Source organism: Pseudomonas sp. TE3728 (assembly GCF_056279145.1).
Genome location: NZ_JBWBQT010000001.1, coordinates 1,926,695 through 1,949,284, shown reverse-complemented (window position 1 = coordinate 1,949,284; position 22,590 = coordinate 1,926,695). Strand labels below are relative to the sequence as shown.

Below are 22,590 nucleotides of genomic sequence, written 5' to 3'. Positions count from 1 at the left end.
GATGCGCATGCTCATCAGGTCTTTGACCCTGGCTACTCTGCTGGCTTTCGTCGGCCCCTTGTTCGCCGCCGATGACGACTCCCCTCTGGTTAAAGACGTGGGCAGGGCTCGTCCCCTGATTGTCATCGCGCCCAGTTCGGTTGATCCCACCTGGGTCAGCCTGAAAAAATCGCTGGATGAACCCGCCAGCCGCAAGGGCTTCACCGAGCGAAACATGGTGCTGTACACCGTGATCAATACGATGGGGCAACGCGACGGCAAAGACCTCGACCCGCAAACGACAATGGCGTTGATCCGTTCGCTCAAGTTGGGCGCCGGGGCGAAGAGCAAAATCATCCTGGTTGGCAAGGACGGCGAAAAGAAGCTTGAGAAGGATGCGGTCGAGCTGAAAGAGATTTTCAGCACCATCGACGCGCTGCCAGCCGCCGAAAAGGAAGCGACAGTACCGGTGCCAGCGCCGGTGGCTGAAGTTGCGCCGGCCAAAGGTGCAAAGGGCAAACCGGCGAAGCCCGCCAAACCGCCTGAGATGCCGGATGATTGAGTTTCCTCCGCTGAGGTGAAGATCCTGTGGTGAGGGGGTGGCACAGGTTCAAGTGCAGTAATGAGAAATGGGCGACCTCAAGAGGTCGCCCATTTTATTTGCCAACGCCAAACCCTGTGGCGAGGGGGCTTGCCCCCGTTCGGCTGCGAAGCAGTCGTAAACCCGGCATCAGAGGTCTATCTGATACAACGCGGTGGCTGGTTTGGGGCCGCTGCGCAGCCCAACGGGGGCAAGCTCCCTCGCCACAGGTGCACGGTTGCCCAGCCTTGATGGATTGTCGGGATTATTCGGCCAAGGCACTCAATATTTTGTGAGCGATTTTGATTCGCTCGGGGTTTGGGTAGTTTTTGTTGGCCAGGATCACGATCCCAATGTCCTTCGCCGGGACAAAGGCGACGTAACCGCCAAAGCCGCCGGTTGAGCCGGTTTTGTTGATCAGGACATAATCGTGTTGCGGTTGAGGCGGGTTCAGCGGTTGGACTGCATGAGCCTCAAACGCCATCTGCGACGAGTTGCCCGCCAGCAATGTATCGAGCGTCGCCGGGTAGTTGTAGAGTTCCCATCCCAACCCTTGAGTCATCTCGCCGACGGTGTAGTAGCCGGTATGCGTGGTGGCGATGGCTTGCTGCAAGGGCTTTTCCAGCGAAGCCGGATTCATGTTCGCTTCAACATAACGAAGCAGGTCCGAGGCACTGGTTTTCACGCCATACGCTTCAGAATCCAATGCGCCCGGGCCGACCCGCACAGGCTTGTCGTCCTTGTTGTAACCCTGGGCGTAAAGCGCCATCTGATCCTGCGGCACCTTGAGGTAGCTGTGCTTGAGGCCGAGTTTCGGCAGCAAGGTTTTTTCCATCAGCTTATCGAACGGCGCCCCCATGCTTTGCGCCGCCAGATAGCCGAACAACCCAAGGCTGGGGTTTGAATACAGGCGATGAGTGCCGGCGGCATAGGCCGGTTTCCACTGCTTGAAATAGCCGAGCATCTTGTCCTGATGGTCCGCATCACCGGGGAACTGCAACGGCAGGCCGCCAGCGGTGTAGGTGCCGAGTTGCAGCACGCTGATGTTGTCGAACGCGCTGCCACGTAATGTCGGCAGCACCTGACTGGCTTTGTCCGAAAGAGACCATTTGCCTGTTGCCTGCGCGTAGGCGGCGAGGGTGGCGGTGAAGGTTTTGCTCACCGAACCGATCTCGAACAGGGTGTTGTTTGCTACCGGTTGCCCGGTTTCTTTCGACGCCACGCCGTAGTTAAAGTAATGGTGCTTCCCGTTGAACGTTATGGCCACGGCCATGCCGGGAATGCCCTGGGCCTGCATGACCGGCCGGACGGCGTCGTTAACAATCGTCTCGATGGGTTGGTCCGTCCGGGCCGCGGCAACACAATGGCTGGCGCCGAATACCGCCACGCAAGCCGCGAGAATCTTCAATCTGGCCGCATTTATCTTGTTCGTCATTGTTTCAATTCCATTATTTTTCGTGGTGTTAACCGCTACACTCCGAGCGGTTTTTCAAGCCGGTCCGTTGTTGGGCGAGCCAAATCTATGCAGTTTGGCGAATGCCCACAAACGACGATAATTCGGATGAGTCATTAGAAAATTTTGGGAGTGGGCATGATTCGACCTCATCTGCCGCTGAATGCGCTACGCGCCTTCGAGGCTTCGGCACGCCATCTGAGTTTTACACGGGCGGCAGTGGAGTTGTGTGTCACGCAGGCGGCGGTGAGTCATCAGGTCAAAAGCCTTGAAGCCCAGCTTAATGTGACCTTGTTCAAGCGCCTGCCTCGAGGCCTGATGCTGACCAACGAAGGTGAAACCCTGCTGCCGGTGTTGCGCGACTCTTTCGACCGGATCGCCGAAACCCTTGAGCGTTTCGAGGGCGGGCATTTTCGTGAGGTGTTGACAGTGGGGGCGGTGGGGACGTTTGCGGTCGGTTGGCTGTTACCGCGGCTGGCGGATTTTCAGACGAAACATCCGTTTATCGATTTGCGTCTGTCGACCAACAATAACCGGGTGGACGTGGCCGCTGAAGGGCTGGATTACGCCATTCGCTTTGGCGCAGGGGCGTGGCATGGGATCGAAGCGGTACGGTTGATCGAGGCGCCGCTGTCGGTGCTCTGCGTTCCCGAGATTGCGCGACAATTGCACACGCCGGCCGATCTGTTGCAGCAAACGTTGTTGCGCTCCTATCGCACGGATGAGTGGCCGGAGTGGTTTCAGGCGACTGGTCTTTCGGCCCATGCCGCACCGCCCCGGAGCATCGTCTTCGATTCCTCGCTGGCGATGATGGAAGCGGCGTTGCAAGGGGCGGGCGTAGCATTGGCGCCGCCCTTGATGTTCTCTCGACAACTGGCGGTGGGTGCAATCGAGCAACCGTTCGACATCGGGATCACTACGGGCAGCTACTGGCTGACCCGCTTGCAGTCGCGCCCCGAAACGTCGGCGATGGCCGCGTTCAAGCAATGGCTACTACAAGTGGCACATGATGAATCGTAGGAGCTGCCGAAGGCTGCGATCTTTTGATCTTGACGTTTGGCGAAGCTGAAATCGCTAAAGATCAAGAGCAAAAGATCGCAGCCTTCGGCAGCTCCTACATGGGGATGCGTAGTGTCCTCGGAGGATTACCGCACCAGACACGGCCGCTTGTTATCGAATTTCCACCCCGGGATCAGAAACTGCATCGCCACGCTGTCATCCCGCGCGCCCAGCCCCATGCCTTTGTACAGTTCATGGGCCTTGGCCAATTGATCCATGTCCAGCTCAACCCCCAGGCCAGGTTTTTTCGGCACCTGCACGCAGCCGTCGACGATTTGCAGCGGCGCTTTGGTCAGACGTTGGCCGTCCTGCCAGATCCAGTGGGTGTCGATGGCGGTGATTTCACCCGGCGCGGCGGCTGCGACGTGGGTGAACATGGCCAGGGAAATATCGAAGTGGTTGTTGGAATGCGAACCCCAGGTCAGGCCCCATTCGTGGCACATCTGCGCGACTCGAACCGAGCCTTGCATGGTCCAGAAGTGTGGGTCGGCCAAAGGAATGTCCACAGACTGCAACTGGATCGCATGGCCCATTTCCCGCCAGTCGGTGGCGATCATGTTGGTCGCGGTTTTCAGGCCCGTGGCACGACGGAACTCGGCCATGACTTCGCGGCCGGAGTAACCGTTTTCCGCACCGCACGGGTCTTCGGCGTAAGCGAGAACGTGATGCTGATCCCGGCACAGGCGGATCGCTTCTTTGAGCGACCAGGCGCCATTCGGATCAAGGGTGATGCGCGCATCGGGAAAACGTTCGGCGAGGGCGGTGACCGCTTCGATTTCCTCGTCGCCACTCAACACGCCGCCCTTGAGTTTGAAGTCCTTGAAACCATAACGGGCGTGGGCAGCTTCCGCCAGGTGCACCACGGCGCCGGCGCTCATGGCTTTTTCGTGACGCAAGCGGAACCAGTCGTTATCGGCGTCCGGTTCGCTGCGGTAGGCCAGATCGGTTTCATTGCGATCACCGACATAAAACAGATAACCGAGCATCTTCACTTCGTCGCGCTGCTGGCCTTCGCCGAGCAGGGCCGCGACTGGAACGTCCAGGTGCTGACCGAGCAAGTCGAGCAGGGCGGCTTCAAGGCCAGTGACCGCGTGAATGGTGATGCGCAGGTCGAAGGTTTGCAGGCCGCGACCACCGACATCGCGATCGGCAAAGGTCAGGCGCACTTGATTGAGGATCTTCTGGTAAGTGCCGATCGGGCTGCCGACCACCAGTGCGCGCGCATCTTCCAACGTCTGACGAATACGCTCGCCACCCGGCACTTCGCCGACGCCGGTGTGGCCGGCGTTGTCCTTGAGGATCACGATGTTGCGGGTGAAAAACGGGCCGTGGGCGCCACTCAGATTGAGCAGCATGCCATCGTGGCCGGCCACGGGAACAACCTGCATGCTGGTGATGATCGGGGCTTTTGCGGCTTCTTGTGGAGTCATTTTTTTGTCCTTACAACCAATGTTCAGGCGTGATTAGGTGCTGGTTTGCCCAGGGCAACCACAGGTGCAGGTTTCGGTTTATTGCGCGCGGCGAAAACGATGATCGCGGCGATGATCGAGGTGGCGGCCAGGCCGTACAGCCCGCCCTGAATCGAGCCGGTGTGTTGTTCCAGCAGACCGAAGGTGGTCGGCGCAACGAAGCCACCGAGGTTGCCCACCGAGTTGATGAGTGCAATCACACCCGCAGCAATCCGTGCATCCAGGTACGCCTGGGGAATTGGCCAGAACAGCGACGATGCCGATTTGAAACCCAGCGCGGCGAAGCAAATGGCGACGAAGGCGAAGATCGGCCCGCCCGTGGTGGACATGAACATCCCGGCGGCAGCGATCAGCAGCGCAGCGGCGACCCAGGCTTGCTGGTGTTTCCATTTGGCCGACAGTGTGGCGAAGGCGTACATGCCGACGATCGACAGCAACCACGGAATCGAGTTGAACAACCCGACCTGAATGTCGCTCAGGTCGCCCATCTTCTTGATGATGCTCGGCAGCCAAAAGGTCGCGGCATAGATGGTCAATTGGATGAAGAAGTAGATCACGCAGAACAGGATGATCTGGCGATCCTTGAGTAGTGTGCCCAGCGACGGTTTGATCGGCGTCGCGGCTTCGCGGGCCAGTTGTTCGTCATCGATGGCTTTGACCAGCGCGTCCTGCTCAGGAAGGGTCAGCCATTTGGCGTCGTGGGGCTTGGAGTCCAGCCAGAACCAGACGAACACGCACAGCCCGACCGAGAACATCCCTTCAATGAAGTACATCCATTGCCAGCCGTGCATGCCCAAACCACTGATTTGCAGCAGCAGCCCGGACAGCGGGCCGGAGATCAGCGACGCTATGGCTGAGCCGCTGAGAAAGATCGCAATCGCCTTGCCGCGTTCGACGCCAGGCAACCAGCGGGTGAAGTAATAAATCACCCCGGGGAAGAAACCGGCTTCGGCCACACCGAGCAAAAACCGCAGAATGTAGAAGTGGGTTTCGTTCTGGATGAACGCCATGCAGGAGGCCACCAGACCCCAGGTCAGCATGATGCGAGTCAGCCAGATTCGTGCACCGACTTTTTGCAGGAGGATGTTGGAAGGGACTTCGAACAGCGCGTAACCGATGAAGAACAGGCCGGCACCGAAGCCGTAGGCGGCAGCACCAATGCCCAGGTCATGCTCCATGTGCGCGCGGACGAAGCCAATGTTCACACGGTCGATGTAGTTGACGATGAACATGATCACGAACAGCGGCAGAACGTGGCGTTTCACTTTCGAGATGGCGGACTTCAGGACCGAATCGGCGCCCTCGGTCATCCCGGATATGGATGTATTCACTGCTTTTTCTCCCACTCGTTATTTTTATGCGGGGTGTGGCTGGATGTTGCGTTGTTGATAGACATCATACAACTAGGTTTTTTTGTTCTACAAGTACTGTCACTCAACAAAATGGTGCTAGGCGGAAGGTTTTTTATTCGTTTTATGGGTTCGTGCGGCGTATTTGTTGGGTTGTACCCCGGATTTCTTCAGTCGATAATTTCTCTTTGTCGCGGCGCAGCGCTTCGGTGCGATGGTGTAAATCATCTTTTTGTACAGTGAATATTGAGTGTTGTCATACAAGTTAGGCGGCGTTTTATTGAGATTCCCGTCATCGAAAAGCGCGCACGGTGATACGATCCGGATACCCGCTTTTCGGATGATCACCATGCAAGAAGACATCGACGCACCTGCTCGCAAGCGTGCCCATAACCTGGCCCATGATCTGGTGAGCAAACTGACCCAGAGCATCCTGCTCGGTCAGATGGTGCCGGGGGATAAGCTGCCGTCGGAGAACTCGATTGTTCAGGAGCATGGCGTCAGTCGCACGGTGGTGCGCGAAGCGATCTCGAAGTTGCAGGCTTCGGGGCTGGTGGAAACCCGTCACGGCATCGGCACTTTTGTTCTGGAGCGCGCACCGGATCAGGGGTTGCGTCTGAATGTCGATACGGCGCTGGGCGTGCGCAGTATTCTGGAGTTGCGCATGGGCCTGGAAACCCAGGCTGCGGCGCTGGCGGCTGTTCGTCGCACAGACCAGCAATTGGCGCAGATGCGTGAAGCGCTGGATGACTATCAAAGCCTGTTGGCCAACAACGACAGTTGCGTCGAGGCAGACAAACGCTTTCATCTGCTGATCGCCGAAGCCACCGGCAACGCGTGTTTCACCGAGATCATGCAGCACCTGGGCAGCGCCATGATCCCCCGGACCCGCGTCAATGCCGCCGAGCGCGGGTCGGCGGATTTGAGCAAGCTGGGGCACCTCGCCAACCTCGAACACGAGGCGATTCTAAACGCCATCAAACGCCAGGATCCGGATGCGGCGCGGGCGGCAATGTGGTTACACCTGACTAACAGCCGCGACCGCTTTTCGGCTGATCGGTAGTCGCCGTTGGTCTCCTCGATAGCACCCCTTTTGCAGGTTAGCTTCCAACCTGTACGGCCCAGATTCGCTGCAGGTTTATTGCGCCATCGTTCTTCGCGGGCACTATTGGCCTCAATCCCCCTTCGGCAACTCAATCACAAACCGCGTCCATCCCTTATCCGATTCGCAACGAATCTGCCCGCCATGGGCGCGGATGATTGACTGGGTGATGGCCAATCCCAGCCCCGCATGCTCACTGCTGCCTTCACGGCGCGCCGGGTCTGCCCGGTAGAAGCGGTCAAACAAACGCGGCAACAAGTCTTCAGAAATCACTTCTCCGCTGTTTTCAACCGTCAGGCTCAGGCCTGTAGGCTGCTCAACAATCTTCACCCGAACCTCGCCACCGCCCGGGGTAAACCGCAGTGCATTGTCCAGCAGATTGGACAGCGCCCGACGCAACATGCTGCGGTCGCCCTGCATGCGCGCGGTGCCGTCACGACTCAATTTCACCTGAGCGTCCTCGGCCAGCGGCGCAAAAAACTCCAGCAGCACATCGGCTTCTTCCGCCAGTTCCAGCGCTTCGCGCTTGGGCATCAGCAAGCCGTGGTCAGCCTTGGCCAGGTACAACATGTCATTGACCAGTTGCGCCATCCATTGCAGTTCTTCGAGATTGCTGTGCAGTGCTTCGCGGTAATCCTCGATGGGGCGAGGGCGGGTGAGAGTGACCTGGGTGTGGGTCAGCAGGTTCGACAGCGGTGTGCGCAGTTCATGGGCGATGTCGGCGGAAAACGCCGAGAGCCGCTGAAAGGAGTCGTCGAGGCGTCCGAGCATGGCGTTGAAACTGTAAGCCAGTTCCTCGAGCTCTGGCGGCATGTCTGCTTCTGGCAGGCGAGCGTTGAGCGATTGCGCCGACACGCCGCTGGCGACCGCACTCATGCGCCGCAATGGGCGCAAACCGCTACGTGCGGCCCAGGCTCCGAGCAGAGCAGTGGCCAGCGCCGACAAACCGACCGTCAGCCAAATCAGATGCTGCATGCGCTGCAGAAAATGTTGGTGATGAGTGATGTCCAGCAACAAGGTCAGTTGCGGTGAATCGGGTTTGTCGGGGAACAAGAGGGCATTCAGGACGCGGTAGTCAGTGCCGTCGTCGCTCATCGTCGACAGGCCCAACTGGCGCGGTAAGTCTTTGGGCAAACGGGCCGAGCTGTCGTACAAGCGTTGGCCGTCGCTGCCAATGATACGCAGGGAAAGATCGGCTTGTCGGCTCAATTCATCGGCCAGTCTGGTCTCGCTTTCGCTGGACGGAATGTCATCCAACGCCCGGCGCAAGCCAATCAGCTTGCCATCCAGCAACTGCTGGTCCAACTCGACAAAATGCGCCTCGCTGGCGCGGCTGAACAAAACACCGGCGAGCAACGACACCACGGCAGTGCAAGCTGCGAATAGCAGCGCCAGACGATTGCTTAGAGAGAGTCGGCGCATCAGGCAAGGCGCTCTTCAAGGACATAGCCCATGCCGCGCACGGTGTGGATCAACTTGTTCGGGAAGTCATCGTCGATCTTCAGGCGCAAACGGCGGATCGCCACTTCGATCACATTGGTGTCGCTGTCGAAATTCATGTCCCACACCTGGGAAGCGATCAGCGACTTGGGCAGAACTTCACCCTGACGTCGCAGGAGCATTTCCAGCAGGGCGAATTCCTTGGCGGTCAGGTCGATGCGCTGACCGTTGCGCTCGACCCGGCGACGAATCAGGTCCAGGCGCAAGTCGGCCAGTTGCAGGCTGGTTTCCTGAGGCGTGGCGCTGCCGCGACGCAGCAGACTGCGAACCCGCGCCAGCAGTTCGGAGAAGGCGAACGGTTTGACCAGATAGTCGTCGGCACCCAGTTCCAGGCCGTGAACCCTGTCCTCCACAGCGTCTCGCGCTGTAAGAAACAGTACTGGTGTGTCGAGGCCCGCACCGCGCACTGCTTGCAGAATCTGCCAACCATCGCGACCGGGCAGCATCACATCGAGGATCAACAAGGCGTAATCGCCGCTCAACGCCAGTTGCTGGCCGGTGCTGCCATCGGCCACCAGTTCGGTGGTGAAACCGGCCTCGGTCAGGCCCTGACGCAGGTAATGGCCAGTTTTCGGTTGGTCTTCGACAATCAGCAGTTTCATGGGCGACTCGGGCAGTTGGAACGGTGCGTTATACCGTGGGCGGCGGCGATACAGGCCAACCTGACAAAGTTGTAATCTGCCTGTCAGGTGGCTGGCAGAGCCCGCGGGTTAAGTTTCCCACAAGCTGAACCTCATCTTGTTGGAGTGCGACTATGTTTTTTCACAATCGTCTGGTACTGACCGCTTGCTTGCTGACTCTGAGCTTGGGACTGGAGGCTTCACCGGCGCATTCCTACGACTTCGGTCAACCGGCGGCAGCGACCAAGGCTACCCGTAGCGTCGAAGTGGTGATGGGCGATATGTCCTTCACTTCCAAGGCGATTGATATCAAGGCTGGAGAAACCGTGCGTTTTGTACTGGTGAATAAAGGCCAGTTACTGCACGAATTCAACCTCGGCGACGCAGCGATGCATGCCCGGCACCAGCAGGAAATGCTGCAGATGCAGCAAAGCGGCATGCTGATGCCTACAGGCATGAAGACCATGGATCACGGCTCCATGGCCACAATGGACCATTCCTCCAAAGGGCATGGGATGAAACATGATGATCCGAACAGTGTGCTGGTGGAGCCGGGCAAAACCGCCGAGCTGACCTGGACCTTCACCAAGGCCACCAACCTGGAATTTGCCTGCAATATCCCCGGTCACTATCAGGCCGGTATGGTCGGCAAACTGACAGTCAGTCAGTAAGCACTCAAAGGCGGGAGCAAAGGCTGGTAGAATCCGCTGATTCTTCAGTCAGGTTTCCGCCATGCATCCCGCAGCCGAACATTCGCCGCTGGGCAAGTCCAGCGAATACATCGCCACCTACACGCCGTCCCTGCTGTTCCCGATCCCGCGCACCGCGAAATGGGCCGAGCTGGGCCTGACGGCTGAAACCCTGCCGTACAAGGGTGTGGACTTCTGGAACTGCTTCGAACTGTCCTGGCTGTTGCCGTCCGGCAAACCCGTGGTGGCGATTGGCGAATTCAGCATTGCGGCGGATTCGCCGAACATCATCGAATCGAAGTCGTTCAAGCTGTACCTCAACTCCCTGAACCAAACAGCGTTTGCCGACACCGCAAGCCTTGAAGCGACGCTGGCAAAAGACCTTTCGGCCGCCGCCGGCAAACCGGTGGGCGTGCGGATTCGCAGCCTGAAAGATGTTGAGGCGGAAGGCGTCGTGGCGTTGCCGGGTGTGTGTATCGATGACCTGGATATCAGCGTCAGCAACTACGAGCATCCGCGTCCGGAACTGCTGCGGTGCAATGAGTCGCTCATTATTGAAGAGTGCGTACACAGCCATTTGCTCAAATCCAACTGCCCGGTCACCAGCCAACCGGATTGGGGCAGCGTAGCGGTGGAGTATCGCGGCGCAGCGCTGGACCATGCGAGTTTGCTGGAGTACATCGTGAGCTTCCGTCAGCACTCGGACTTCCATGAGCAGTGTGTGGAGCGGATTTTCCTCGACCTGCAACGGTTGCTCAAGCCAGAGAAACTGACGGTGTATGCGCGGTATGTGCGTCGTGGCGGGCTGGACATCAACCCGTATCGCAGCACGGAAGACGTGCAATTGCCGAACCATCGGCTGGTTCGTCAGTAAGATCAAAAGATCGCAGCCTTCGGCAGCAGGGTGTACGCCTTCCCAATGTAGGAGCTGCCGAAGGCTGCGATCTTGGCGCAATTCCAGTCGCCCAATAACTCAGCGGCTGAAAACCAAAAAGCCCCGCTATCGATAGCAGGGCTTTTTTGTATCTGGCGGGTTCAGATCCCCATGTTGCCCAACGCTTGCACGATGTTGCGCAAGGTGCCGGCAAGGGTCGGGTGTTCGAGTTCGAAGCGCTCGACGGCCAGGTTCACATTGTCGGCGAGGTTGGTGTCCTGGGTTTTGGTTTCCAGCTCAAGTTCCAGTTCGATCTGTTGCATCAGCGCGTGCAGGTCAGCGCGCTCGGCTTCGGAAAGCGGTGGATTCTGTTCCAATTGCTCGCGCAGTTTGTTGAGCTGTTCTTGCAGTTCGCGGGCAGGCATGGCGTTCTTCCTTTTATCGATAGGCACTGGCATAGACCGCAGCGGCGCGCCAAAGGTCTATGGCTGACCTTTAGATTAATCCACTCTCGGGCAACCTGCATGATCTCGATCAGGGCTTCTCACCCTTGAGCCGGCGCAGGCTGATATCGGCCAGGCAGGTGTCGAGTTCGCCCAGATGATCGATCACCGAATGCACGCCCAGGCCGAACAACTGCATTGTCGCCTTGCCGCGCAGGTGTTCCCGTTCCTTTTGACTCAAGGCCTGCCATTCGCTTGGAGCCAGCCCGCACAGCGAGCCGCAGGACGCCAGGCCAATGGTCCACAACCCGGCATTCAGGCCCGATTGCAGGAGTCGCGGTTCGCCGCTGACCAGCACACAACCGTCCAGTCGTTCGACATTCAACGCCATCAAGGCTTGCCAACAGGCGTTCGGGGCTGGCCATGGATTGATTGTTGCCAGGTGTTGCGAAGGTTTGATCCATTCCGGGAGTGCCCCGGCCAGAGAGTGGCTGAGGGCGGGGGGCAGTTCATCGAGCCAGGCGCAAGGAATCTGTTGGCGCTGCAAGCTGGACAGGCTGTCCAGAGCGCCAAGCGTGACTTCGGCATGCTCGGCAGTTAGTGTGCCGCCTTGGCGAGTACGTGCGCCGAAATCCACCAGGCATCCGCTGAGGCCGAACAGTACCGCGGTCAGGCTGGGGGCGATGAGAGGCGTGGTTTCGGCGCGTGGCATATCAACATCCTTGAAATAGTAACAAGGCTATTCGTGGACGGTGACAGTTGAGTGACACTGATGTGAATCGCTTCCAGCCAGGAGAATCATCCAGGGGCCGTCGCGCACGATGCTGCCTAAACCGGGTTTTCCGTCATATACTAGCGGCCTTTGCGCCTGGGCCAAGCCCCCGCGCCAGTACGAATCCAAGGAGTTTCTCTATGCGCTGGAGCAATCAGCTCGCTCAGCTTTGTATGTGTGCCAGTGTATTGCTGGTTCCGTTCGCGGCCCAGGCGGCCACGGAAGAAGACCCTTGGGAAAGCATTAACCGCCCGATCTACAAGTTCAACGATTTTGTCGACACTTACGCACTGAAGCCATTGGCTCAGGGCTATCAATTCGTCACGCCGCAGTTTCTGGAAGATGGCATCCACAACATGTTTCGCAACGTCGGCGACGTGACCAACCTCGCCAACGACGTGTTGCAAGCCAAGCCCGCTGCGGCAGGCGTCGACACCGCGCGTTTGATCTTCAACACCACCTTCGGCCTGCTGGGCTTCTTCGACGTGGGTACCCAGATGGGCCTGCATCGCAATGATGAAGACTTCGGCCAGACCCTCGGTTACTGGGGCGTGGGCAGCGGTCCGTACCTGATGTTGCCGCTCATGGGGCCAAGCACCTTGCGTGATGCGCCTTCCAAGTATGTCGACGGCTATACCGGCCCGTACCGCTACATCCACGACGTGCCGGTGCGTAATTCGATCTTCGGCCTGAACATCGTCGACACCCGCGCCAACCTGCTGTCGGCCGAGAAGCTGGTCAGCGGCGACAAATACACCTTTATTCGCAATGCGTACCTGCAAAATCGCGAATTCAAGGTCAAGGACGGCCAGGTCGAAGACGATTTTTAATCTCGACCGGTAAAACGAAGAAGGCGGCCATGTGGCCGCCTTCTTTCGTTTGGCTTGCGGGTAAATTCGGGGCTATTTCATTTTCAGGATTGTAAGCCCGAGTTTCTGATTGGAACCGTCCTGTGTTTTCACCCACACCACTTCGGTATCGGCCTCAAGGCCTTTGAGCGCTGCATGATCGGAATCAATCCGCACGCTGAGATGGTCACCGACCTTGAATAAGCGGGGCGCCTCAACTTGCATGCCACTGCTGGAAAGGTCGATGCAGACGGCTGGCACCTCGTCGCCTTCATGAATCAGCGCCACATCGGCATCGACCCGCATGCGGATGAAATCGCGCTTTTCGCTGTAGTCCCGATCAGTTTGGCTCATGGGCTCGATCCTTCCTTTGGGTTACGGTTTTGCCTGTTCTTATAACTCCCGGTGATTTGACAAGTAAAGACGTCAAGCGACCATCGGCGTGAGCTTGAAACGCCTCGCGGATGGGAGTACCGTCTGCGCCTTAGAAGGGCACCTTTGGTGTACCTGTAAGTAGGGCTAACGCTCGAAAACGGTGCGGCAGAGAGGCTAGAAAGCGAATCCAGTAGTGTGTGCGGGGGCCAATGCCCAGCCTGCTACGCCAACCTAATTCTGGCGCCGTTTGCCCACATGCCAAAAACCAGTGCCACGCTGCTGATAATCGATGATGACGAAGTAGTGCGCGCGAGCCTCGCGGCCTACTTGGAAGACAGTGGTTTCAGTGTCCTGCAGGCCAGCAACGGCCAGCAGGGTCTTCAGGTATTCGAGCAAGACAAGCCCGACTTGGTCATCTGCGATCTGCGCATGCCGCAGATGGGCGGACTCGAACTCATTCGCCAGGTCACTGAGCTGTCGCCGCAAACCCCGGTGATCGTGGTGTCGGGCGCGGGCGTGATGAACGACGCGGTCGAGGCCCTGCGCCTGGGCGCGGCGGACTATCTGATCAAGCCTCTTGAAGATCTGGCCGTGCTCGAGCACTCCGTGCGCCGGGCCCTGGATCGTGCGCGCCTGCTGCTGGAAAACCAGCGCTATCGCGAGAAGCTGGAAAAGGCCAACCGCGAGCTCGAAGCCAGCCTGAACCTGCTCCAGGAAGACCAGAACGCCGGTCGCCAGGTGCAGATGAACATGCTGCCGGTCAGCCCCTGGAGCATCAACGAGTTCCAGTTCGCGCACCAGATCATTCCGTCGTTGTACCTGTCGGGCGATTTCGTCGACTACTTTCGGGTCGATGAGCGTCGGGTAGCGTTTTACCTGGCGGACGTTTCCGGCCATGGCGCCTCTTCAGCCTTCGTTACCGTGCTGCTGAAGTTCATGACCACGCGCTTGCTGTTCGAATCCAAGCGCAACGGCACATTGCCGGAGTTCAAGCCTTCAGAGGTTCTTGGTCATATCAACCGGGGCCTGATCAGTTGTAAGCTGGGTAAACACGTCACAATGGTCGGTGGAGTCATCGACGAGGAGACCGGTTTGTTGACCTATAGCATCGGCGGTCATCTGCCGTTGCCTGTGTTGTACACGCCAGACAGTGTTCGTTACCTGGAAGGGCGCGGTCTGCCGGTGGGCCTCTTCAATGAAGCCACCTACGAAGACCACGTACTGGAATTGCCGCCAGTGTTCAGCCTGACGCTGATGTCTGATGGCATTTTGGACCTTTTGCCAGAACCCACACTCAAAGATAAAGAAGCTGCTTTGCCTCAACGGGTGAAGGCAGCGGGCGGCAGCCTGGATGGTCTGCGCCAGGTTTTTGGATTGGCCACGCTAGGGGAGATGCCGGATGATATCGCCCTGTTGGTGTTGAGCAGGAATCTTTAATGAGTACCGGTAGAATCCAGTTCGCCGAGCAGGATGGCACCTTCGTCCTGAAGTTCGTCGGTGAAGTTCGCCTGACCCTGTGTTCGGCGTTGGATGCGACTATTGAGCGGATCTTCACCGCGTTGAATTTCAACGCCATCGTGATCGATCTGACCGAAACCCGCAGCATCGACAGCACCACCCTGGGCCTGCTGGCCAAACTGTCGATCCTGTCGCGGCAAAAGGTCGGTCTGTTGCCGACCGTCGTCACCACCCACGAAGACATCACCCGTCTGTTGCAGTCCATGGGCTTTGAGCAAGTGTTCAACATCGTTGATCGCCCAATCCCATGCCCTGAATGCCTGACCGACCTGCCAGACCAGGATCAGTCCGAAGAAGTGGTGCGCGTCAAAGTCCTCGAAGCGCACAAAATCCTCATGGGCCTGAACGACTCCAACCGTGAGGCGTTCCATGACCTGGTGAATGCGCTGGAGCGTCATTGATCCCCTGACATGATGTGGGCTTGACAGGTTCCATCGCGAGCAAGCTCGCTCCCACACCGATCTCAGCCATACCATAAATCCCTGTGGGCTTGCCCACCCACCACGGGCACCAGCGCGAAGCCAACCCAATCCCCACTACCAAACGCACACAAAAAAGGGCGAACCCGCTAAGGGTTCGCCCTTTTTACATGGCTGCGAGCTAAATCAAAGCTTGGCCTGCAACAGCGCCTCAAGCTTCTCCTGATCCCGAGCAAACTGACGAATCCCCTCAGCCAGCTTCTCGGTCGCCATCGCATCCTCGTTGGACAACCAACGGAACTGCGCTTCATTCAGGCTCAGACGCGCCTCGCCAGCATGCCCCGGCGCCAATTTGCGCTCCAGCTTGCCAGTATCCGCCGCCAGTTTCTCCAACAGGTCCGGGCTAACGGTCAGGCGATCGCAACCGGCCAGCTGTTCGATCTGATTCAGATTACGGAAGCTCGCACCCATGACCACAGTCTTGTAGTCATTGGCCTTGTAGTAGTTGTAGATACGCGTCACCGACTGCACGCCCGGATCATCCGCGCCGGTGTAGTCGTTGCCAGTGGCTTTCTTGTACCAGTCGTAGATACGGCCAACGAACGGCGAAATCAGAAACACCCCGGCATCGGCACAAGCGGCAGCCTGAGCGAAGGAGAACAGCAGCGTCAGGTTGCACTGAATGCCTTCCTTTTCCAGCTTCTCGGCAGCGCGGATACCTTCCCAGGTCGAAGCGATCTTGATCAGCACGCGGTCACGGCCAACGCCGGCCTTGTCGTACAGGTCGATCAGACGGTGCGCACGCTTCAATACGGCGTCAGTGTCGAACGACAGGCGCGCATCCACCTCAGTGGAAATACGGCCCGGTACAACCTTCAGAATTTCTTGCCCTACCGCAACGCCAAAACGGTCACTGGCCACGCCCACATCGCCCTTGCAGTCATGAACGCACGCGTTCAGCAACTCGGCATAAGCGGGAATGGCCGCCGCTTTGAGCAGCAGGGAAGGGTTGGTGGTAGCGTCCACCGGTTTAACGCGAGCGATTGCTTCGAAGTCGCCGGTGTCGGCAACCACGGTGGTCATTTGTTTGAGTTGTTCCAGCTTGGAAGTCATGAGCGTGCTCTGTCCTATGGGTCTAATGACATTACCCGAGCGCTTGCAGCCACTCAAGGGCGCGTACGTGTATCGATGGCCCCAGCGGCAACAACCTGAAAACGGATGTTTGAAAGGCGGGGCGTGGTATCGGTAGATACGATGCTGAAATGGGGGACAGGTTCAACGCAGGTGACGGTTAGCGCCCCTCCAGCAACTCTGCCGCCTGATCCAGCAATGCCAAAGGCTCTTTAGCCTTGTGAATATCCACCGACAACAACTGCCGAAACTTCCGCGCCCCCGGAAACCCGGTGCCCAGTCCCAGCACGTGCCGAGTGATGTGGTGCATCGACCCACCCGCCAGCAGATGCTCGGCGATATAAGGCCGCAACTGCGCCAGCGCCTCGGCCCGGCTGATCACCGGCGCCGTGCTGCCGAACAGCTGCTGATCCACCTCAGCCATCACATAAGGGTTGTGATACGCCTCACGACCCAGCATCACGCCGTCAAACGTCTGCAAATGCTCGTGACAGGCCTCCAGCGTCTTGATCCCGCCGTTGAGAATAATCTCCAGGTCTGGAAAATCCGTCTTCAACCGCGCCGCCAAGTCATAGCGCAGAGGCGGAATGTCGCGGTTCTCCTTCGGCGACAGCCCCTCCAGAATCGCAATTCGCGCATGCACCGTAAAACTCGTGCACCCGGCATCCCGAACCGTGCCGACGAAATCACACAATTCCTCGTAACTGTCGCGCCCATTAATCCCGATCCGATGCTTCACCGTCACCGGAATCGACACCGCATCACGCATCGCCTTCACACAATCGGCCACCAACTGCGGATGCCCCATCAGGCACGCGCCGATCATATTGTTCTGTACCCGATCACTCGGGCAGCCGACATTCAGATTCACCTCGTCGTAACCGTGATCCTGGGCCATGCGCGCGCAGGCTGCCAGGTCCAGCGGGACACTGCCGCCGAGTTGCAGGGCAAGCGGGTGTTCGGCTTCGTTGTGACGCAGGAAACGGTCATGGTCGCCGTTGAGAAGCGCGCCGGTGGTGACCATTTCGGTGTAGAGGAGGGCGTGCTTGGAGAGCAGGCGTAGGAAGAAGCGGCAGTGGCGATCGGTCCAATCCATCATCGGGGCGACGGAGAAGCGGCGGGAGAGGGCTGGGAAGGCGGTTGGCGTGGTTGCTGGGGGCATGGAGATATCTAAATAGAGTTAGGGTGAGGCGAAGGTGGAGTTTATCAGGATTGGGGAGGGTTGGAGGCGTGGGTGTTTAGGATGCTGGCGACCAAGGATTGATCGCATTGGCAGCCTGTCAGGCCTATGCCAAAGAAGTCTCAACACCGAAGTGAAAAAGAGCGGTCGGAGTGGATGCGTCAACATCCAACCCGACCGCCGTCCCTGCAGATTGGCCCTGCAAGTCCAGCCAAGGCTCTTACTCCGTGCACAAAGCGCGGCGAGCCTAGCGTCTGTTTATTCATACAGTAAAGGTCTTGCTTTCAATGTCTACACCCATCATCCCTTGGATGGGCGGCAAACACCGCCTGGCCGATCGCCTCATCCCGCTGTTTCCGCCCCACGAATGCTACGTCGAAGTCTTTGCCGGTGGTGCCGCGCTCTACTTCATGCGACCCCAGGCTGCGCCAGTTGAAGTCCTCAACGACATCAACGGCGATCTGGTGACGCTATACCGCGTCGTGCAGAATCACCTCGAAGAGTTCGGGCGCCAGTTCAAATGGGCGCTGAGCTCACGCCAGGTATTCGAGTGGCAGAAGATGACCCGCCCCGAACCCCTCACCAACATCCAGCACGCCGCCCGATTCTTCTACCTGCAGCACCATGCCTTCGCCGGTAAGGTCACCGGGCAGACATTCGGTAGCGCCACCACTGGCCCGGCCATCAATCTGCTGCGGATCGAGGAAAACCTCTCCGCCGCCTGGCAGCGTCTGTCTGGTACCTACGTTGAAAACCGCCCTTGGCTTGAATGCGCTGAACGCTACGACCGTGCCCATACCTTCCATTACATGGACCCGCCTTACTGGCAGACCGCCGGCTATGGCGTGACTTTCCGTTCGAGAACTACGAGCGGTTGGCCGACTTCATGCGCCGCTGCAAAGGCAAGGTGATGGTGAGCATCAATGGCCACCCGGACATCCGGCGGGTGTTCGAAGGCTTTCATTTTGAAACCCTGGACATTCGCTACAGCAACACCAACCAGCGACAAGGAAAGGCCGAGATCAGCGGTGAGCTTGTGATCATGAATTGGGATTCTAAAGATTTTGGAGGATTGTTCTAAATTGAACTAAGTAAATTAGGCCTGTGTACGATCTTGCAGGCCTATACAAATCACTACATTTCTATGGCACTGTTGTTCTTTGCATCTGGATTTTTAATTAGTCGTCGATCAGTGGTCGCTGTACAGGACGGTTGGAGTGCGGTTGCTTGTAGGAGTCTCGTTCGATCACTGAAATGAAGTGTTGCTGAGAAGTCAGCGCGTCGTCTAAGGCATCCAGTTTTAGTAGTGAAACGAGCAAGGCGCATGTTCGTGCTTGGCAATTTATAGACCGTTCTGGATTGAATTCAATATCTGAAAAACCTTCGTATCTATATAGTATTCGTAAAAACTCTTTGTGCGGACTAAGTGCAGTCAGGTACAGCCAATCGTAAAATGCCGTTTTAGGCTCTAATGGCCATCGCTGTCCCATAAAGTCGAAACCGACTAAATGCCCTGACGTTTTCAGTCGTTCATCTTTCTTTGCGGACCTGCTATCAACTCCGTAGAGGTCTGTGTAAGGGCCACCACCCGAAAAAACTTTACTTCCTTGAAAAGCCGACTCTATTGTCATTTCTCCTTGAGCAGTTTTTATCTTAAGGTTAAATGCGCTTAATCGTTGGCCTATTTTTTCTTCGGACTTGGTTGATACTTCGAGTACAGGGTATACACCTTCAAGTCGCGCAATTTCGTGGAGAGCTAAAATATTTTTTTTCTTTTGAGTAGCTGAGAATCCGGAGCTCCAATGGAATTCGAATGATCGCTCGCTTACTAGGTGATCAGCCTCCGCTAATGCTAAAAATATTGGGCGGCTAGCCATTTTATAAACCTTTTATTTTATCTAAACCAATCATGATGGGAACTAATGCTTCACTTTTTGCAGCTGCATTCTTTCTTTCTTTATTGCCTTGTATGCCGAAGTCCATGAATTTGAAGAGGGCTTCAAAGTCAATTGTTGCAATAGCGGTCTTATTGTCAAGCATTGGTACGTCGGCTTTGTTTGCTACATCGTTTGTATATCTTGTATCCGCGCCGATGACTGATAAGTCTATCTGGAGCCATACAGGATCAGTAATTCTTTTGTCTCTCGTTGCTATATATAGCATAGGGTTATCTTTGTTAAAGGAGAGGTGGACGTAATTGTCAACGCCTACATGTTTGTCAGCGTCATGACTCCATGTATTGCCTCCTGGAACAGTCGGGGCGATACCTCTACGTTCAAGCTCCTTCCACGAAAGTAGTCCATGATTCTTAATCGACTCAATATTTTTCTTGTCGGTAAAGTGCCATAGGCATCCCACATTATATTTCTTAAGTGCATCCCGCATAAATTAATAGTCCTTTAGATTGCTGTTGCTATACAGCAATCGAACGTATCGACAGGTCTGAGCCGTGTCAAGAAGGCAGGGCAAAAAATGTTCGAGCTTCGATTACAGCGAGAGGGCCGCCGCGTGGTCAATTGGCTCTGCTAGGCAGCTGCGTGCTACGTATCTTATCTTTCGGGCATCTCAGCGCTGTAAGAAGATCTTGAATTCGGCTGTACTGCTAGAGGCGACCGCACATCGCCTGCCCGCCTATCTGATATTTTCCTACAAAAATTGACCGCAAGGCTTTCAGAAAGTTAACTGTATATTCGTACAGTATTGGACGTCGTGCGTCATGAGTTACTCAATTCTAGGTCCCATCAGTGAAGGCGGCTCGAAGGTGCCGCTGTGTCTTTTCCGCGTCCCGGCCGGCTTTCCTTCGCCGGCAGCGGATCACATCGAAGCGCAGATATCGTTGGATGAGGTGCTGAACATTCGTGCGCCACACGTCTACCTGGTGCCGCTCACCGGTGAAAGCATGCAGGGCGCCGGAATCTATGAGGGAGACCTGGCCATTGTCGACCGATCCATCGAGCCAGCCCACGGCCATATAGTCAGTGCGCTGTTGAACGATGAACCCGTCTGCAAGCGCCTGTGCCTACGCGGTAGGGAGGTCATCCTGATGTCGGAAAACCCCAAGTATCCGCCACGGTACGTCCTTGAAGGTGACGAGCTGGCGATCTGGGGGGGGGATCACCAGCAGCGTGCGCAGCCATGTCTAAGGCGCTGCCTGTATTTGGCCTGATCGATTGCAACAGCTTCTACGCCAGTTGCGAACGCGTGTTCCGCCCAGACTTGGCCAAGGTGCCTATCGTGGTGCTGTCGAACAACGACGGCTGCGTCATCGCCCGCAGCTACGATGCCAAGCCCTACGTGAAAATAGGCGAAAGTTTACCGTGTTTCTGAAAGTGGTTATTTATCACGATGGGCATCTATCATGTTTTGGATGTGAGCGTCCAGCTGGGACTCAGCTTCGCTGATGTGCGTACGGATTTCGTCTGTTTGCTTCATGAAATCACAATATTTTTTTAGTGCTGCGTCTGAGTCTTTTTCTCTGGCAAGGGAGTCGAGCCGGTTCATCCAGCTAGGAAGCGGGTCTGATTTGACTGGCCATGGGTAGCTGGAGGCAATTTGCTCAATGTAGTTTCCAGTGTTGTTAATTGTTATGTTGTTGTCCTCGGCATATTTTTTGCCCGCTTTACTATTAATAAAGGGCCAAACTTGGCAGTCGATTATTATAGATGCACGGCCCTTAGGAGAGCCGAATTCGTTTTCTTCTAAGAAATTAAGCGAGCTGTCTGTGCGCTCAATTATTTCTCTCATGTCAAAGTGAAGGTCTGATATCATCGTGTCATTCATAGATTCAGCAACCTCGCTTAACCGTTTCCATGCGGAGCCGAAGGTGGGCCGGGACATAAAGAAGTCAATTTTTCCAATATATTTGGCTGCGCGATAAGATATTTTGTCACCGCTACCTGATGACCATATCAAGGGTGAGAAACTGGAAAAGACCGTGCATGCATTCTTAAAGTAAAATAGTGCAAGTGAGTGAAGTATTCCATCGTGACGAAGTCCGCGATGATATGCGGTGTTTCTGAAAGTATGTAAATACTGGATGCTATCGCATGTGGCCGGTGGTATGAGTTTTTTTATTCTTGCGAGCTTTATTTTTGAATCAAAATTTTGTCCGAGGGCGGCAGCTACAAGCTTCGGGTCAGTACTTGGGTTAGAAAAACGTTTCCACATGTCGTTTTCATAAAGTCGGTCTTGTGCATACTTGTGGAGTGTGAGTTCAACAACATTGTCGATAAGCATGAGCGCGAAACGGTCGAAGTTTCGATCATGCATTGCAAGCTGGTCAAGCGCCAAATCCATCTGATCAATTTGGTCTGCGAAAAATTGCAGCATTGAATTAGTCCATCTCGATAGCTGATAAAGTTGTTTGTGTCATGCTTGAAAATAAGTAAATGGGGGCTAATGGCTATTGACGTCGTTCATTTTCAGTTGGCGAGATAACGCTAAAATTTGTGAATAGTTCATTGTACTTGCAGTGTTTTAGAAAGTCGATGACCCCGCTAATGTTCTTCATTTGTTCCTTTGGGATCATGTTGTATTGGAAGTCCCATTCATTGGTAATGAAGCCTCCATCCTCTACGAAGGCAGTCTTAAGCTTTCCCTCGAAGTGATAAGTGATTGCGTATAAAACATTGTCGTTATACACGAATCCATTAAATTTTCTAGTGCTGGTTATAGCTGTGGAGTAGTGTGAGAATTCTTTGAATGATTCTATCGAGTGTGAATTAGTAATTTTGCATTTTATCGGGCGGCCGATGCTGAATACATAAAGTTCTATTTTTTGCGGCGGCATGAAATTTGGTTCGTATTCATCCTTGCCTATGTAGTAATTCGAAACTGGTGAGGTGTCGATGCTTAAGCTCTCAAGGCCCTTAAGTATTATTGGTGGGTTGAATTCCTCTACTTTGATTGCAATGTGTCGATCAATTGTTGCATAAATGGAGAATATGGGAACAGGCTTGTCTTTAAGGTTGCTTAGTACGATGTTTCCAATTCTCGATGCTGATGTTCTACTGTGGTAGGTGGAAAAAGATGCAAGTATCTTGTTGTTTATTTTTTTCCATGCTAAATATCCGGAAAGAGGAAGAAGTATTAAGCCGGGAGCGACTTTCAAAAATTCTTTCACTGATTCAAAGAATTCCGGTTGAATACTCATGTGCAGAGAACCTATTCTTGTTTGAAGAAGTCATCGATACGATGACATTTATATGGCAATAAAGCGTTATTGTCTTTG

General features: G+C 55.9%; 22 protein-coding genes and 4 pseudogenes. 12 read left to right on the top strand and 14 right to left on the bottom strand.

Going from position 1 to position 22,590, the window contains the following annotated elements; genetic code table 11:
- Positions 1 to 7: 7 nt before the first annotated feature.
- The gene (locus tag ACZ89R_RS08310; protein WP_123497848.1) at positions 8 to 541 is read left to right on the top strand and encodes a DUF4174 domain-containing protein; all 534 of its coding nucleotides are present in this window, start codon (positions 8 to 10) and stop codon (positions 539 to 541) included.
- Between the two features lie 283 nt (positions 542 to 824).
- On the opposite strand, the gene ampC is transcribed toward ACZ89R_RS08310, so the two are convergent.
- A complete protein-coding gene (ampC, locus tag ACZ89R_RS08305) occupies positions 825 to 1,994 on the bottom strand; it encodes a class C beta-lactamase (protein WP_429546088.1) in 1,170 nt (389 codons plus the stop codon).
- A 156-nt stretch (positions 1,995 to 2,150) separates the two neighbouring features.
- Here ampC and ACZ89R_RS08300 point away from each other — a divergent pair, with 156 nt between their 5' ends.
- On the top strand, positions 2,151 to 3,032 hold the full coding sequence (locus tag ACZ89R_RS08300) for a LysR family transcriptional regulator (RefSeq protein ID WP_429546089.1): 882 nt from the start codon (positions 2,151 to 2,153) through the stop codon (positions 3,030 to 3,032).
- A 125-nt stretch (positions 3,033 to 3,157) separates the two neighbouring features.
- On the opposite strand, the gene gudD is transcribed toward ACZ89R_RS08300, so the two are convergent.
- Both gudD and ACZ89R_RS08290 read right to left on the bottom strand, forming a co-directional pair.
- Positions 3,158 to 4,501: a glucarate dehydratase gene (gudD, locus tag ACZ89R_RS08295; protein ID WP_429546090.1), complete on the bottom strand. Its 1,344-nt coding sequence runs from the start codon at positions 4,499 to 4,501 to the stop codon at positions 3,158 to 3,160.
- Positions 4,502 to 4,524: 23 nt separating this feature from the next.
- The gene (locus ACZ89R_RS08290; RefSeq protein ID WP_429378815.1) at positions 4,525 to 5,871 is read right to left on the bottom strand and encodes an MFS transporter; all 1,347 of its coding nucleotides are present in this window, start codon (positions 5,869 to 5,871) and stop codon (positions 4,525 to 4,527) included.
- Positions 5,872 to 6,238: 367 nt separating this feature from the next.
- Between ACZ89R_RS08290 and ACZ89R_RS08285 the strand changes: the two genes are divergently transcribed.
- Complete coding sequence (locus ACZ89R_RS08285) at positions 6,239 to 6,952, top strand: FadR/GntR family transcriptional regulator (protein ID WP_218399092.1); 714 nt, start codon at positions 6,239 to 6,241, stop codon at positions 6,950 to 6,952.
- Between the two features lie 111 nt (positions 6,953 to 7,063).
- On the opposite strand, the gene ACZ89R_RS08280 is transcribed toward ACZ89R_RS08285, so the two are convergent.
- Both ACZ89R_RS08280 and ACZ89R_RS08275 read right to left on the bottom strand, forming a co-directional pair.
- Positions 7,064 to 8,413, bottom strand: a complete 1,350-nt coding sequence (locus tag ACZ89R_RS08280; protein WP_429546091.1) for a heavy metal sensor histidine kinase — start codon at positions 8,411 to 8,413, stop codon at positions 7,064 to 7,066.
- Positions 8,413 to 9,093, bottom strand: coding sequence for a heavy metal response regulator transcription factor (locus ACZ89R_RS08275; protein WP_429546092.1), 681 nt, complete (start codon positions 9,091 to 9,093; stop codon positions 8,413 to 8,415). The genes ACZ89R_RS08280 and ACZ89R_RS08275 overlap by 1 nt, the downstream gene beginning before the upstream one ends.
- Before the next feature lie 152 nt (positions 9,094 to 9,245).
- Between ACZ89R_RS08275 and copI the strand changes: the two genes are divergently transcribed.
- A complete protein-coding gene (copI, locus tag ACZ89R_RS08270) occupies positions 9,246 to 9,782 on the top strand; it encodes a copper-resistant cuproprotein CopI (protein WP_123497834.1) in 537 nt (178 codons plus the stop codon).
- 61 nt (positions 9,783 to 9,843) lie between these two features.
- Positions 9,844 to 10,674, top strand: a complete 831-nt coding sequence (gene queF / locus ACZ89R_RS08265) for an NADPH-dependent 7-cyano-7-deazaguanine reductase QueF (protein ID WP_429546093.1) — start codon at positions 9,844 to 9,846, stop codon at positions 10,672 to 10,674.
- Between the two features lie 161 nt (positions 10,675 to 10,835).
- On the opposite strand, the gene ACZ89R_RS08260 is transcribed toward queF, so the two are convergent.
- Complete coding sequence (locus ACZ89R_RS08260; RefSeq protein ID WP_205889667.1) at positions 10,836 to 11,099, bottom strand: DUF4404 family protein; 264 nt, start codon at positions 11,097 to 11,099, stop codon at positions 10,836 to 10,838.
- A gap of 109 nt (positions 11,100 to 11,208) precedes the next feature.
- Entirely contained in the window at positions 11,209 to 11,829 is a 621-nt protein-coding gene (locus tag ACZ89R_RS08255) for an HAD family phosphatase (protein ID WP_429543952.1), read from the bottom strand.
- 200 nt (positions 11,830 to 12,029) lie between these two features.
- Here ACZ89R_RS08255 and ACZ89R_RS08250 point away from each other — a divergent pair, with 200 nt between their 5' ends.
- The gene (locus ACZ89R_RS08250; protein WP_008071107.1) at positions 12,030 to 12,719 is read left to right on the top strand and encodes an MlaA family lipoprotein; all 690 of its coding nucleotides are present in this window, start codon (positions 12,030 to 12,032) and stop codon (positions 12,717 to 12,719) included.
- A gap of 72 nt (positions 12,720 to 12,791) precedes the next feature.
- On the opposite strand, the gene ACZ89R_RS08245 is transcribed toward ACZ89R_RS08250, so the two are convergent.
- Positions 12,792 to 13,091 carry a PilZ domain-containing protein gene (locus ACZ89R_RS08245; protein WP_123497823.1) on the bottom strand — a complete coding sequence of 100 codons (300 nt, stop codon included), beginning with the start codon at positions 13,089 to 13,091 and terminating at the stop codon, positions 12,792 to 12,794.
- Positions 13,092 to 13,367: 276 nt separating this feature from the next.
- Here ACZ89R_RS08245 and rssB point away from each other — a divergent pair, with 276 nt between their 5' ends.
- Together rssB and rssC are read left to right on the top strand one after the other, a co-directional pair.
- Positions 13,368 to 14,549, top strand: a complete 1,182-nt coding sequence (gene rssB / locus ACZ89R_RS08240) for a two-component system response regulator RssB (RefSeq protein WP_008076016.1) — start codon at positions 13,368 to 13,370, stop codon at positions 14,547 to 14,549.
- Positions 14,549 to 15,031 (top strand): anti-sigma factor antagonist RssC, encoded by a 483-nt coding sequence (rssC, locus tag ACZ89R_RS08235; protein ID WP_007897104.1) that lies wholly within the window; start codon positions 14,549 to 14,551, stop codon positions 15,029 to 15,031. The genes rssB and rssC overlap by 1 nt, the downstream gene beginning before the upstream one ends.
- A gap of 204 nt (positions 15,032 to 15,235) precedes the next feature.
- Here the strand turns inward: rssC and tal are convergent, their stop codons facing one another.
- Entirely contained in the window at positions 15,236 to 16,162 is a 927-nt protein-coding gene (gene tal, locus ACZ89R_RS08230) for a transaldolase (RefSeq protein ID WP_429546094.1), read from the bottom strand.
- A gap of 178 nt (positions 16,163 to 16,340) precedes the next feature.
- Positions 16,341 to 17,342 carry a tRNA dihydrouridine(20/20a) synthase DusA gene (dusA, locus tag ACZ89R_RS08225; protein ID WP_429546095.1) on the bottom strand — a complete coding sequence of 334 codons (1,002 nt, stop codon included), beginning with the start codon at positions 17,340 to 17,342 and terminating at the stop codon, positions 16,341 to 16,343.
- 80 nt (positions 17,343 to 17,422) lie between these two features.
- Between dusA and ACZ89R_RS08220 the strand changes: the two are divergent.
- Positions 17,423 to 17,497, top strand: a pseudogene (locus ACZ89R_RS08220) (lysis protein); the annotation flags it as partial.
- A gap of 150 nt (positions 17,498 to 17,647) precedes the next feature.
- Positions 17,648 to 18,441: pseudogene (locus ACZ89R_RS08215) on the top strand (DNA adenine methylase).
- Between the two features lie 97 nt (positions 18,442 to 18,538).
- Here ACZ89R_RS08215 and ACZ89R_RS08210 read toward each other — a convergent pair.
- Both ACZ89R_RS08210 and ACZ89R_RS08205 read right to left on the bottom strand, forming a co-directional pair.
- Complete coding sequence (locus ACZ89R_RS08210) at positions 18,539 to 19,237, bottom strand: DarT1-associated NADAR antitoxin family protein (protein WP_429546096.1); 699 nt, start codon at positions 19,235 to 19,237, stop codon at positions 18,539 to 18,541.
- A 1-nt stretch (position 19,238) separates the two neighbouring features.
- The gene (locus ACZ89R_RS08205) at positions 19,239 to 19,745 is read right to left on the bottom strand and encodes a DarT ssDNA thymidine ADP-ribosyltransferase family protein (RefSeq protein WP_429546097.1); all 507 of its coding nucleotides are present in this window, start codon (positions 19,743 to 19,745) and stop codon (positions 19,239 to 19,241) included.
- Positions 19,746 to 20,076: 331 nt separating this feature from the next.
- On the opposite strand from ACZ89R_RS08205, the pseudogene ACZ89R_RS08200 reads away from it, so the two are divergent.
- Both ACZ89R_RS08200 and ACZ89R_RS08195 read left to right on the top strand, forming a co-directional pair.
- Positions 20,077 to 20,503 (top strand): annotated as a pseudogene (locus tag ACZ89R_RS08200) (LexA family protein).
- A pseudogene (locus ACZ89R_RS08195) lies at positions 20,496 to 20,669 on the top strand (Y-family DNA polymerase); the annotation flags it as partial. The pseudogenes ACZ89R_RS08200 and ACZ89R_RS08195, both read left to right, overlap by 8 nt.
- 24 nt (positions 20,670 to 20,693) lie before the next feature.
- On the opposite strand, the gene ACZ89R_RS08190 reads toward ACZ89R_RS08195, so the two are convergent.
- On the bottom strand, positions 20,694 to 21,689 hold the full coding sequence (locus tag ACZ89R_RS08190; protein ID WP_429546098.1) for a hypothetical protein: 996 nt from the start codon (positions 21,687 to 21,689) through the stop codon (positions 20,694 to 20,696).
- 73 nt (positions 21,690 to 21,762) lie between these two features.
- Positions 21,763 to 22,512: a hypothetical protein gene (locus tag ACZ89R_RS08185; RefSeq protein ID WP_429546099.1), complete on the bottom strand. Its 750-nt coding sequence runs from the start codon at positions 22,510 to 22,512 to the stop codon at positions 21,763 to 21,765.
- Positions 22,513 to 22,590 lie beyond the last annotated feature (78 nt).